The organism is Oceanihabitans sp. 2_MG-2023 (assembly GCF_030547245.1).
GTDB lineage: Bacteria > Bacteroidota > Bacteroidia > Flavobacteriales > Flavobacteriaceae > Oceanihabitans.
This window is the reverse complement of sequence record NZ_JAUOQT010000002.1, coordinates 585894-599911: the sequence shown is the minus strand read 5'-3', so window position 1 is coordinate 599911 and position 14018 is coordinate 585894. Positions and strand designations below refer to the sequence as shown.

9 protein-coding genes are annotated in these 14018 nt (G+C 31.2%); 1 reads left to right on the top strand and 8 read right to left on the bottom strand.

The genetic code is table 11. The features are described 5' to 3' along the window. Window positions 1-38 precede the first annotated feature (38 nt). On the bottom strand, window positions 39-974 hold the full coding sequence (locus Q4512_RS06480) for a polysaccharide lyase family 7 protein (protein ID WP_303423128.1): 936 nt from the start codon (window positions 972-974) through the stop codon (window positions 39-41). 197 nt (window positions 975-1171) lie between these two features. Here Q4512_RS06480 and Q4512_RS06475 point away from each other — a divergent pair, with 197 nt between their 5' ends. Continuing rightward, window positions 1172-1840, top strand: coding sequence for a TIGR02594 family protein (locus tag Q4512_RS06475; RefSeq protein WP_303423126.1), 669 nt, complete (start codon window positions 1172-1174; stop codon window positions 1838-1840). Between the two features lie 3 nt (window positions 1841-1843). Here Q4512_RS06475 and Q4512_RS06470 read toward each other — a convergent pair whose 3' ends face one another. The 7 genes from Q4512_RS06470 to Q4512_RS06440 form a co-directional block, all read right to left on the bottom strand. Beyond that, window positions 1844-2833, bottom strand: a complete 990-nt coding sequence (locus tag Q4512_RS06470; protein WP_303423124.1) for a LacI family DNA-binding transcriptional regulator — start codon at window positions 2831-2833, stop codon at window positions 1844-1846. A gap of 76 nt (window positions 2834-2909) precedes the next feature. Continuing rightward, window positions 2910-4673, bottom strand: a complete 1764-nt coding sequence (locus Q4512_RS06465) for a T9SS type A sorting domain-containing protein (RefSeq protein WP_303423122.1) — start codon at window positions 4671-4673, stop codon at window positions 2910-2912. Window positions 4674-5190: 517 nt separating this feature from the next. Continuing rightward, window positions 5191-6669, bottom strand: a complete 1479-nt coding sequence (locus Q4512_RS06460) for an MFS transporter (RefSeq protein ID WP_303423120.1) — start codon at window positions 6667-6669, stop codon at window positions 5191-5193. 21 nt (window positions 6670-6690) lie between these two features. Further along, window positions 6691-8196: a glycoside hydrolase family 30 protein gene (locus tag Q4512_RS06455; RefSeq protein WP_303423117.1), complete on the bottom strand. Its 1506-nt coding sequence runs from the start codon at window positions 8194-8196 to the stop codon at window positions 6691-6693. An 11-nt stretch (window positions 8197-8207) separates the two neighbouring features. Further along, the gene (locus Q4512_RS06450; protein ID WP_303423114.1) at window positions 8208-9227 is read right to left on the bottom strand and encodes a glycoside hydrolase family 2 TIM barrel-domain containing protein; all 1020 of its coding nucleotides are present in this window, start codon (window positions 9225-9227) and stop codon (window positions 8208-8210) included. Window positions 9228-9230: 3 nt separating this feature from the next. Further along, complete coding sequence (locus Q4512_RS06445) at window positions 9231-10499, bottom strand: glycosyl hydrolase family 17 (RefSeq protein ID WP_407941803.1); 1269 nt, start codon at window positions 10497-10499, stop codon at window positions 9231-9233. A 12-nt stretch (window positions 10500-10511) separates the two neighbouring features. Then, the gene (locus Q4512_RS06440; protein ID WP_303423110.1) at window positions 10512-13970 is read right to left on the bottom strand and encodes a hypothetical protein; all 3459 of its coding nucleotides are present in this window, start codon (window positions 13968-13970) and stop codon (window positions 10512-10514) included. Window positions 13971-14018 lie beyond the last annotated feature (48 nt).

Sequence of the window (14018 nt, the reverse complement as noted above, 5' to 3'; positions counted from 1 at the left end):
CAAAAGGCTTTTTGATTTGACTACATTCAAATCATTCTTTAGTGAGTAATAGATAAATTATAGTATTTTATATAAGAAAAAGCGTCTGCATGTGTTGAGTTTAAATAATTCCCTGCCTTAAAGTAGTTTTCATAAGGCCATTTGTTTAGACTTACGTCTTGATATACGTGTGCTGCATTGTTATTTAATTGTACTTCTATTTTAGCATCGCTTGCAGTAATTCTAAAATCAAAAGCTTCAAACCCAACATATCCTAAGTTTAATTTAATGTCTGTCCAGGTATTGCTAGAGGTTTCAAGTAAATCATCTCCATCTGTAGATTCGTCTATAAGTGATTTTTTATGCGACCATATATAACCATCTTTCCAATAGATTTTTATAAGTGGAGGGCCATTGTTAGATGAAAAACCATGTATATCCATATCTTCTTGAGAAAGGACACCATGAATTTGCATAACGATTACTTTATGATAGTCATCACTAGATGTAGCATTTGCAGAAACAGCATCTACTTTTAAGCGACCTGTCATTTCACCACCTTCTAATAATGTCCAGTTTTCTCTAGAATTACTTGGGTTTATTAGTTCTCTCAATTCTGTTCTAGAGTACGAGCTATTTGTGGTGGAAACATCTGGAAAAGTATAGAAGACTAAGGAACCATCTGTTATGTCATCATACATATATGGTTGTACAGGTTCTAATGTTTGGTATCCAAGATTTATTAATTGCAAAGGTTGATATTCATCTGGACCACCATTATTATCATTATCTACAGGTAGTGTAACTTTCCAATTAGAGAAATCAATATCTGCATATTCTATAGTTTCTTCTTCTTCTTCTTCTTGATTATCAATAATTTCATCTATTATTTCAGCGTTATCTGATGCATCTTCATTATTCGTACAACTAAAAAAAAGAACCACACATAGAATTGTAGCTAGTTGTAAGGTATAGAATTTGTCTGCTATTCTCATGAAAAATAAATAAATAATAAAAAATTGGTTAACCAGATTGGTTTACCAAAAATATAAATATTTATTTAATTCGCAAGTTTTTATCAAATTAAATTGACATATAGCATTAATTGATATATATTTTTGCTAAATTTATTTCCAGTATTTCTTCCCTAATAGATTTAATAGCATCATATTAATTTTTAATTTTAATAATTATGTTAGGTGATACTTTAAAAATAGCTTTTGGTGAATTAGGCCAAAAAGAAATTAGTGGTTCTGCACACAATGAACGTATTTTAGAATACCAGGAAATGACTGGTTTAGATTTTGGTAATGATGAGGTTGCTTGGTGTAGCATTTTTGCTAATTGGGTTGCTTTGCAGGCTAATTTAGAAATGTCTAATAGTGCAATGGCTAGAAGTTGGTTAAAGGTTGGAAAAAAAACCGATTGGCCGCAGCCTGGAGATATCGTTGTTTTTTGGCGTACAGATATTAATAGTCTTTTTGGACATGTTGGATTTTTTTTAGGATATACTAAAAGTGGAAAATCTATTTATTGTCTTGGAGGAAATCAAAATGATGAGGTAAATATTCAAACCTTTACGTTAGATCGAATTATTGAATTTAGAAGTTTAACAGATGATTTAGAAGAAGACATAGAAATCCCTACTGGTTATTTACGAAAAGGAGATAGTAGTGAAAATGTAAAGCTATTACAGAAAATACTTATTAAACTAAATTACTTAACTGGAAGTGCAGATGGTGTTTTTGGACCTAAAACCGAAACAGCTCTTATTTCATTTCAGAAGGAGAGAAATATTGATGTAGATGGTATTTATGGTAGTCAGTCTAGAGCAACATTTGAAAAAATATTAAATCCATAACAATTAAAAAGATTCTTGTTTTGCAAAAGTTGTTATGATTTTCTCTGTTATAAACTCTTTAGTAATTGTTTTATCTTTTAATCTATTTATCATCAAGTGTATTGCTCTTTTTCCCATTTGTTGTGCATTTTGATTTAAATAGGAAAGTTTTGGTACAGAGAGATTTGAAATTTGCTCATCTGCGAAGCCTATTATAGATAATTCTTTAGGTATTTTATAACCTAAATGATTTGCTACACTTATTACTATAGTACCAGAAATGTTATCTGCAGCTATTATAGCATCTACATGTTTATTGTTTACAAGAAATGTTTTTATTTGTTGTTGTATATCTTTATTAGTGTCAATAAATAGTAAATTAATGTTTTCTTTCATAGCGTTTTCATAGCCTTCTCTTCTTAAGTTTCCAACATTTAGATCGTTAATTGTAGAAATAAACGCAATATTTTTTTTGCCTTGTTTTAATAGTTTTAATGTTAGTTTTTTTGCTTCTTCAAAATCATCAATAATTACCTTGTCGCAATTAAATTCATCAATAACTCTATCAAACATAACAATTGGAATTTTTGCTAATTGCGTTGCTTTAAAATGTGAATAATCTTTGGTTTTTTGAGTTTCTTCAGAAACCGCAATTATAAAACCATCTACACTACCATTGCTTAATAATTGGATGCATTCTTTTTCTTTATCTAATTTTTCATTAGACATACAAGTAATAATATTATATCCTTTTTCTCTGGCTTCTTTTTCAATACCAAATAACACTTTAGCAAAAAATCGGTTCAAAAGGCTTGGTATTATTACACCGAATGTTTTTGTTTGATTTGCTTTTAGGCTTTGCGCTATTTTATTAGGTTGGTAATTATAAAGTTTTGCTACTTCTTTTACACGTTTAATAGTATCTGCACTTATCTCTGGATTATCGTGCAACGCCTTAGAGACTGTAGAAACAGAAACGTTTAATTTTTCGGCTAAATCTTTAAGTGTTATCATAATATAAAGATATAAAAAAAAGTATGCCAACAATTGCAGCATACTCTTTTAAATTAGTTAGATTTCAAATAGGAAATTATTTTCTTACTAGTTTTACTGTTTTAGTGCTAGAACTTGAATTTAATTTAGCAAAATATAAACCACTGTTTAAAGAAGTTGCATCTAGTGCTACTTTCTTTGCATTAGGATTAAGAATTATTACTTGTTTCCCTAAAACGTCATATACTTGAACAGAAGTAATAATTTGATTACTATTAACATTCCAAATGTTCTGCGTAGGATTTGGATATACATTAAATCCTAAATTTTCAATAGAATCCACACTTAATGGCATATTAAAACTTACATCATCAAAGTAATACGTTTTTTCTACACGACGTGCATCTGCACCTGTTGTTCCAAAGTTAAAAAATATAGAGGCTTTGTTGAAAGTGTAAGAAGGGTTTAATGCAGCAGTTCCTGGCGCTTCGTTATTGAAATCAAATTCAATAGTTTCCCATCCTGAAGCAACGGTAGTATTTGTTTCTGTTTCTACAGATCTTGTTGGGTCTGAAGCATCTTCTATTTTTAATCGAATTGGAGTTGCAGCGTCAGGAGACCATACTTTTACATACATTTTTGAAGCTGTAGCAGTAACAGGAATTGCAGTTGCAAAACCAGAAGCAGTTCCAATTGTTGTACCAGCCCATAATTCTGCTCCAGCAGTTTTTATAACTTGAATAACAGTATTATTTGGGTTTGTTGGATCTGCCATTATGGAAGAAGCATTACCTCCAAAATCTGTCATTGTGTAATTTACAGTAGTAGCTTCAAAATCTACAGGAAGATCAATTTGTGATAATCCACCTGTAACATCTATTTGTTCAATATCATCAAAAAGAAATGTAGAACTAGCTGTGCCATCTCCTAAATTACCAAAATCAAACATGAAGACTAAAGTGTTAAAGTTTGCTGGTTGACCAGTAAAATCCCATGTTAATGTTTCCCAAGCACCAGAAACTGTTGTGTAAGTATCTATTTCTGTTTCACCAATACCTTCTAATTTAAATTTAACGGTTGTTCCAATTGGAGCTGTTGTGAACACTTTCATAGAAATACCACCAAGGGTTGAAAAATCAAGATTGTTGGATAAAATTACTTTGCTTCCTCCCCAAATTTGGCCACCATTTCTAACTATTTGGGCTACTGTTGCACTTGTGTTTGAAGATACAGATTGCGGGTTGCTTATTACGGTTGCAGTTCCTCCATCAAAGTCAATAAAATCGCTTGTTACTGGCTCGGTTTCAAAGTCCATAGGAAGTGATAGAGTAGGTGTAGTTATACCATTATCGTATAAAGTAATATCATCTAAGTAATATGTGAAGTCAGGAGTACCATCTCCCATGGTTCCTAAGTCAAAAATCACAACAATTTTATCATACGTATTAGCTGCGTTAATTGTTGAAAAATCAAAAACTAAAGTTTCCCAAGCATTTACCATGGTCATGGTAACTTCTTGTTCGTAATTAATATTACCATCAGCAGCGTTTTCTACTTTCATTAAGACTTTAGTTCCAGGTTTAATGGAGTAGGCTTTCATTGAAAATGTGTTATTTGCTGTAAAATCCATTGCAGAATTAAGTACTAATGAGCTTCCTCCCCAAACTTGGCCAGCACTTTTAACCATTTGACCAACATTTGCAGAATTGTTATCTGTATTGTTTTGTGGATTTGATATTGTAGTTACAACACCACCATCAAAATCTCCCCAAGTATTTGTTGTTTCAAAATCTATTGGTAGTGTTTGTGAAAAGCCCAAAGAGTAGATTAATAGGGTTAGTAGTAATGTAATTTTTTTCATAATATAAAGAGTTTAATTAATTTTAATTACCAAGTCTAATTTTGCTTATTTGTTAATTTTTTAGCAAAAATTATTTGATATTTATAAATATATGGCATCTTTTTTATGTTTTTGGTATTTATAGCACTACAAGAAACATACAGTATTGAATTGGTTGATAAGCCTAGTGAAATCAGTGTTTTTAGCAGGTTTTATAATTAAATAATTATTAGCATAATTAATTTGTTGTGTTGATGTTGTGGTACTTATAACGCTTGTAGAGCTTTAAGTTTTTTTAAGTTTAGCTTTAGAGTAGTTTTGCTAACTTTTTTGTGTTTTTTGAGGTGTTATTTATTAGGGTTTTAAAATTAAGAGGAGGTTTTAATAGTGTTTTTTTTGGGAATGAATAACTGTTTGAAAATAGTTATTATATGAATAATGATTAATTAGGGAAGCAATTAAATTAAAATAATGGGAGAAATAGATGAAAGTAATAAACCTAGAGATACATTAACACAATAATTTTACTGTGGTTAAGCTATGAAGCAACTTCAAGATTTTTTTTGTTTTTCTCTATATTTATTTTTTTTGTTTTTTTCTTTTTGTCTAGTTCTGCACGAATTTCACCAGCACGTTCTTCAGTAATATCATAATCACTCATTACATATATTGCGATTAAAGTTCCAAGAATTGGTAAGCCAGAGAAGAATAATCTTAATCCAATTAGCGCCTCTTCGGTTTGTGTAGGAGCTCCAGATTGAAATCCTATAATTGAAAAAATAAGTCCAGTTAAACCACCAGCTATTCCAAAACCAAATTTTACCATCCACCAATAAATAGCTCCAAAAACACCTTCACGTCTTTTACCTGTGTTTAACTCATCTAAATCGATAACATCTGCTGTCATAGACATCATGATTGTAAATAAACCTCCAATACCAAAAGAGAAAAAGGGAAGCGCAAATAAAAACATGTACGGTTTACCTGGAATAAATAAAAACCATAACATAACATAACCAATAACAGATATGGATTGGGATACAATAAATGCTTTCTTTTTACCCATTTTTTTTGACATTTTAGTAACTAATGGAATTACTAAAAAGGAAGTCACTAATGCGCCAACGCTTCCAAAAAGAGTAGGCCACCACCAAGCTCCATCTGGACCTGTAACTCCATCAAACAAATAATAAACAATAATAAAATAAGTAAAAGCTGCTACAGTATTAAATGCATTAAAAATTAAGAACGTAGCGACACATAACTTTCTAAAAGGTTTCATACTAAGCGCTTGAACAAAATTAACAACAAAAATGGTGTGTAAATTTTTTAAAACGCTGTTAAAAGTTATACTTTCGTAATCCTCATGTGTAGTAGATTTTCCTTTAATAAATATAGCAGGAATCATTGCAAAAATAGTGCAAACTACAGCAACCCAAATGGCTAATTCTCGTACTGCTACTTCGCTAGAAGGAAACCAATCTTTATCATCCATTAAAACCCAAAACCAGGGAGCAATTACCCAAGCCCATTGTCCAATAAATTGAGCTATTCCCATAATATTTGTTCGTTCATGAAAGTCTTCACTCATTTCGTAACCCATTGCTACATAAGGCACGCTAAAAATAGTTAAGCCTAAATAAAACACTAAAGACGAAGAAAGAAAGTAGTAAAAATTATAATCAAGACTATTTTCTTTATATAATTGCCACATAATTATAAATGAAATACACATAATTATGGCTCCTATAAAAACATACTGTCTTCTTCTTCCCCATTTTGATTTTGTATTATCGGAGATAAAACCCATAATAGGATCTGTAATAGCATCAAAAAGTCGTGGTACTAATGAAACAACTCCCCACATCCAACCAGGAAACCCCAAACTCTGTACAAGAACCACAATGAAAATACTAATAATAGCAGGAAACATTTGATTGGCAAGCATGCCAAAACCAAATGCAACTTTTTGTAACATAGGTACTCTGTTTTTTAAAACTATTTTTTGGTTTGACATCTTGTTATTGGTTGTTATATGTTATTTACCAGAATTTGGTATAACTATAGTTTGAATAGCTTGTGCATTTATTTTTATTGTAATGTTTTTCTCATGTAAAGAAAGGTTGAAGTTTTTGGTTTCTTTCCCTTCGTTAAAAGCTACAATTGCTATAGAACCTTCTGGATTTTTTGCGGCTGTAACTAGTAATGAAGGATCGGAATTTTCAACTCCTAAAACAACAGCTCCTGGTCTAATATATTTGCTAAAATGAGACATAGTATAATACAATGGAGTAAAATAAACCTCATCAGCTTCAGGGTCTACAATTACTGGAGCAACACACCAGTTTTCGAACCAATTAGGGCCACCTTGTTTATCTAAAACCATGTTCCAATCTACCCAGCCATCTACCCAATTATTTAGGCAACCAATAATATCTCTAGCATATCGATTTACTGGAGCATATTTTGGGTGTAAGTATTTCTTTTCTGGTTCTCTCCAGTCGTATCCCCAATCTGTAGCTTCTTTGCTCCAATACCAAACATCATCTTGCCATTTAGGTATTTCAGAATCTATACAACCTTCGGTTTCTATTAAATATTTTTTTGGTGCTTTGTTGTGTGCATATTGTAGTTCTTCTGGAAAAACTTCATACGTACTTTCGTACCAATGTATTGCTAAACCATCATAATATTTAGAGGATGCTTCGTCATTATACATGACATCTACCCATTCTTTTACTCCTTGTCTATTTTGGTCATATCCTAGAATTTTCACGTTTTCAAAGCCGTCTTTTTCTAGTTTTGGACCTAAATGGTTTTGTACAAAATTGGTTTCTTCTTCTGGTGAAAAATGCATGCTTTCCCAGTTGTTTCCATTTCCATGCGGTTCGTTAACAGGAGTAAGTCCCCAAATATCTATTCCTTCTTTTTTATATGCATTTAAGTATTTAGAAAAGTATAAGGCAAAGGCGTCATTATATTTTGGAAGCAATTTTCCGCCAACATATTTTTTGTTGTCTTTCATCCATGGTGGAGATGTCCATGGTGATGCAATAATATTAAAGCCATCTTTTGATATATTCATGGCATCTTTAATCATAGGAATTAAATCCTCTCTATCTTCTTCGATTGTGAAGTTTTTTAATTCCATATCATCAACTACAGGAGCATAGGTATAGTTGTTTAATGAAAAATCACAGGAAGCAATATGTGTTCTTGTTAAAGTATAATTTGCACCTTCTTCAGAAAAATAAGCATTCAGAATTTTTGTTCTGTTTTCTTTGCTTAATTTGTTTATTAGGTATGCTGAAGATTCTGTAAAAGAGCCACCAAAACCAGTTATGGTTTGAAGTTTTTGTTCTGGTATAATGGTAACTGTTGCTGTACTATCTTCTATTTGCGATGGGAATTCTGTAATTTGTGTTAATTTGTTTCCGTTTACAGAAGTTTCAAAAACAGCTACTTCTAAGCTTTCTTTTTTTTGAGTACAGCTCATTAATGTAATAATTAATAAGATAGATAAACTGTAGTTAGGTGTTTTCATAATCTATATTTTTAATGTTCTTGCTTGTTTAAACTCGCATATTTTTCTTTTACTATTGCAAATACTTCTTTTTTCTTTCTGTTTATATCTACAATTCCCCAAAACTCTTCATTTGGTGCACCATCATAAGGAATCCCTGTACTGTTAGGAGCCCAACCACCAATATCTTGAGTGTCATTATTTCCAGCTTTCCACCAGCCATCCGTAAAAGAAAACAGGGTCACACCTGAGCAAATTTGTTGGTTGTTAAAGGTTTTTTCTAATATATTTTTTGTGGCTTCGGCCTGTGCTTTTTGATTTACCCCTTCGTTAAAACCATTTTTAGTGATTTTCATATAACTGTCTGATCCAGTTTCTGATAAATACATTGGTTTGTTGCTAACCGCTCGCCATTCGTTAAAAATTGGTTCCGGATTGTCCCATCGATATACATTCATTCCCCAAACATCTATATTAGGGCACATTGATAGTGCTAATGTATCTGGTAAATCTCCATGTGCAGTAGATACAGGGTGCGTTGTGTCATTTTCATGAATTAAAGTAGCTGCAACATTCATTGCTTTGTACCAGTTTTTGATGTCGTCTTGAAACCATTGTGGGTGATAGTTATATTCGTTACCAAGTTCCCAAAGTAGAATTGCTTTGTGGTTTTTGTATTTATTTATGTAGTTGATAAAAGTGCCAGAATAAATATCATTTTTACCATCTTGTTTATAACCAAAACCGATAATTACTTTTAATCCAGCTTCATGAATCTCATCTAAAACTTTTATATTATCAATTGGTTCATACACTCTAATCGTGTTTATTCCTGCTTCTACCATTAATGCTAAATCTTGGGTTAGCGTTTTAAAACTTCTATTATTACCACTACCTTTTGGTACTGGATGATAACAAATACCTTTTATTAAATAAGGGTTGTTGTTTACCAGTATTTTTTGATTAGATACAGTTACAATATCATTATTTATTTTGCTTTTACAGGAAACAAAAACAAGTAGAAAAAGGGTTATGTATAGTATTTTTTTCATTTCTTATTTAGAGTAGTTTGTGTTTGGTACGAATACATCTTTCATTAAGGAATCTAATTTCCCATTATAGCTTTTCGTAATTGGGTTTCCATTTCTAGATACATTTTTAAATACTCCTTTATCTACTAGGTTCCAAAGAGGATATTTTGCTTTTCCGTTAATGGTTAATAAACCGAAATGATTTTCTGAGCCTTTTTCGTTTTCAGCATCTTTCCATTGTTCATCAAAAGCTTCAAAATAGAAACAAGAAATATTTTCTTTGTTAGTCCATTCTCGCAAATGGCTGTAGTATAATCCTTGTTTGTACTCGTCTGTTGCACGAGATCCATTTTCGCCATAAAAACCATTAGATGTTGTTGCCCAACCGGTTTCGCCAATATGAATTGGTTTGTTAGCACCAATACTTTTCATATAATTAGAAACGGTATCGTATTGTTTTTTAGCAAAATTTAATGCACGAAGCATTGCTGCATCTACTTTTTCTTTATCTGTTAAAGTGTTTTCGTTTTCTGGAATTTCCCAGAAATCGGAATTGTAATGCGAATTATGAAAAGGGTAGGTATGCATAGAAATATAATCTACTGTATGTATTAATTTTTCTAAATCTTTGGTGTGATAAACGCTATCTCCTCCTCCCCAAGAGGTATAATCATCCGAACTAGTTATCCATAAATCAGCAGGTAAACCCTTCGATTTTTTTAAATCTTGTAAATGAGTTACCCATTTTAATATAACGCTTGGTTGCACATAATAGCTAGCTGCCCATTTAACCATTGCTTCGTTACCAACCGCGATAATTTTTACAATTTCAGGGTATTTGTTGGCCAATGTAACTGCTGTATTAATTTCTACTGTATTTCTCTCGCTTTCAAGATTATGATCTGGCTCTATGTTTTGCTTATTAAAAGCGTTTTTACAATCTATCCAAGCGCCTAACATAACATACATGTTAAAGTTTGGATCTTCTTCTTTTAATTGTTGAATTGCCTCTAACAAGTTGGATGCTTGTTCAAGATGTACATTATAAGTTCTAAGAATTTTAATTCCCATAGCAGACAATATTTTCATATCCTCTTTTAGCTCTTCTAGTGTAGGTTGCACTTCTCTCGATTTTTCTCTATAACCACCATAAGAAATTGCTAGAAAATCGGGATTGCCTAAAATTTCTTTAGCAGAAATCACTTTATTTACTTTCGTTTCACTTTTTTTATTACATGAAAACAAAACAATTACAGTGAGAATACTGAAAATGAGAACTGTTATTTTTTTCATGTTATTCATAAATTATCTTTTAATCGAAACTGTTATTGTATTGATTTTTCCGTTTCTTTCAAACAAAGATTTACTTGTTTCAATATCTAATTGTAACTCGTTAAAGCTTTTTCTTTCATTATTAGATAAAGTGACTTCAACACTATTTTTATTTTCCAATCTATAGATTATAGGTACTTGACAATAGGTGAAACACAAAGCGTTTTTGTTAATTGTAATAACTTTTTCTTCTTTATTGATATTTGTGTATTTGAAAGTTTTGTTATCTGTAAGAAACTCTTCTTGTCGTAACAATCTTGGGTTGAATTGAAGCATTCCGTTTTTAACAAAAACACCTAATTCACCAAATCTACATAACACATCTTCTTTTACTTGTCCCGTCATTCCTGGTTGTTGTGCCCCTTTTCCACCTGGTGTATGTGAATATGGATCTGTTGGAAATGCACCATATAATTTTGGAGATTTATTAACACCAATACCTTCGTTAATTTCGTAATAATGATCTAATATGCCACCAATAACTTTCTCAGAATCTTTATTGTTTATTGCTAATAAAGCATTTTCTTGAACAGCAAGAAGTAGTTTAGAAACCATGTGCCAATAAATAGAACCTAAGCCTTCGTAACCAAAGAATGTTCCTGATCTTCCTGTGAATGCTTTATGGTTAAAAAGGTCTTCAAAGGTTGCCATTAAAAGACTTTTTTCGTCTTTAATTAGTGTGCCGTATTTTTCTTCAGACAAGTTGGATAGTGCTTCTTTTAAACTGTTTGCATTATTAAAGTTTCCGTTAAAATGATAGTTTCCTAAAACATCTTTTTGAATTATTTGTGCGTTACCATCTGCAAGTAATTGTTGTAAAAGTTTTGAGTTTTTAACAGCTTTTTCAGGAATATTGTTTTTGTCTGTAAAGCGAGGTAATACCTTGTTAGGATACAATATATAGCTGTATTGGTCCGGTCTAAATAAGGCGCTGGCTTTTAGTGCGTTTAGCGTTTCTAGAGCAGATTTTGGAGTTAGATATCCAGAACTTAAAACTGCAACTTGACCTTCTAACATTTCTGGTAAATAGGAAATAGAAATTGAGTTGTCACTAGTTACAGTCATTAAATTATAAGCATGATATAAATTATCTGCTCTTTTGTTTGCATTAATAGAGTGCTCTAAATAACTGTTAGAAATTTTAATAAATGCTAATAAATCTGCTTTGGTAATTGTTTCTCTATTGCTAGTAAATGCATTGTTGTAAATAGTTTCTCTAAAATTGCTTCCAGCAGAACCAAGTCCGTCTAAAACTGTTTTTCTATCTATATCTGAAATTTTTCCAGAAAGAATATGTTTGTTTGTATTAAAAGTAGCTACTACTTTATTAAAAAACTGTGATAATTCTTCAGAAATTTCAAATTCTTCCGTTTCTAAATTTGTTGTAACAACTTCAAAAAAGTCTAAAAAACGTTTTAAATAATACAGTGTAACCATAGAAACACCATTACCAACTAAAGCATTATTTGCATCGTTCCATTCTGGTCTTTGTGTATTTAACCATATTCCTCCTTCAGGAATAAAATTAGAAAGTTTAGCTAAAACCGTTGCTAATAACTTTTCTACCATATTTACTTTAAGGATAAAGAAGTTTTCGTCTCTTAATAAAGCACCATCTACACCTAATTCTGTTCTTTTTTGACGAATATTAGCATCTAATTCTTCATCAAAATCTATGGTATCTTTTGGATTTGCAAGCAGCTCTTTGTAGCTTTTAATTTTATAAGGCACATTTGCGTAAACAAAAATGTCTTGGTTAAAATAAGCTGCTAATTTATTTGGGTAATGCTTTTCAATAAACTCCAAAAACTTAAGTAAGTAAATAATTTGATGATCTCCCCAATATCCTATATAAGACCAAGGATCGTCTGGTTCAATAGTTTCCCAGTCAAAACCACCTTTGGTAACACGATATGGATTGTAACCATCGAACGTAGATGCGTTTAAAAACTTATGAATCATGTTTTCAATAAACTCAGGGTAGGAATGCGCAAGTGCTTCCCAGTTTTGAAAGATATCTCTCCAGTTACCTTCGTAGTCTAAAATTTTAGATCCATCAATTTCATTTCTTGTATTGATAGAAAATTTGTTCCAAGGTCTACTTGGATCTCCATGTCTTCTACTAAATTTTAATGGTAAATATTCAAAACAAAGGCGTTTAAAATTTTTGTCTACCTCTTTTTCGGCAATCTCTTTTATAGTATTTAGTTGAAAAACTTCAGGTAGTTTGGATAGTAGTTCCTTTTTTTTCTGGAATACTTTTTTATTAGCATTTGCAATATATTTTACAAAATCTTCTTTTTCAATAGTATAATTATTATCAAAAATACCACCTCTCATAATATTGAAAAGCGTGTTTGCAAAATGTCTTGTGTTTCTAAGTGAGCTGTCACTTAGTTGTAAAGCGTCTGCACTTCCTGCTAAAGCAATTAACTGTTTGGTTCCAGCTTCAATATCTTCTTGAATTAATGAAGCAATATTAGTATTGTTTATTTTTTCTGAAATAGCACAAATGTCACTCATAGATTGGTTAACATCTGCAATAAGCATCCAGTTTTTTTCTTTATTAGCTTTTAATTGAATTGTAGAAGAAACAAAATAAGCCCCTTTTTCGGCTTTAATATCAACTTCTTGTTTCAGTTCTTTTCCTTGTCTAAAAGGATCCAATTGTAATGAAGAAAGTAAGTATTTAGGATTATCAATTCCTAAAGACCAAACAATATTAGATTTTAATGCTTCACTAGGTTCTGCTTTATCAACAATAATTGCACTTAAAGCGAAAATACCTAAGCCAGTATCGGCTTCTAATTCACTCTTTTTGTATGCATCAACTAAATTGCTGCTTGCGTTTTGTAAATCGGAACTAACACCATAAGGCATTAAATTTTGTAAACCATCTAAAACATCAATGGTTACCTCTGTATTATTGTTGTTGCTTATGGTGGATTTTTTAATGAAACCGTATTTATCACTTGAGTTCCATTGGTATCTAAAAGTAAGGTTTAGATCTTCGTTTACTTCTTCAAAAATGACCTTATTACCAAATGCATTTTTATACAGATTCCTTTTAGTAGTGTAAACTCCTTGATATTTATTAGAAAAAGGTTCCCATAAAAAAGTTTTGTCTTCTTTGTTTACTAAAAGAATGGTTTTACTTCCAGTAATTTCAGCAAGTTCTGTTAATTTATCATCTGTGTAATATGGAAATAGCGCATATTCTGCGTTTTTTCTACCAGCAGACAAACCGCCATTACTTGAAATAAACATCCAGTGATTAGAATTGCTAACAATACTCATAAAAAACGGGCGCATTTTATGATTGTTAGAAATTTTATAGTAAACCTCGTTTTCGAAAAGTACTTGTTCTCCTTTAACTTGGTTGTCTTCAAATGAAGCTTTATTGCTTCCTATATATATAGGGTTTTTACTCATTTTAATATTTATAACTATGGTGTCTATAGTATGTTTTAAATAGGTTAT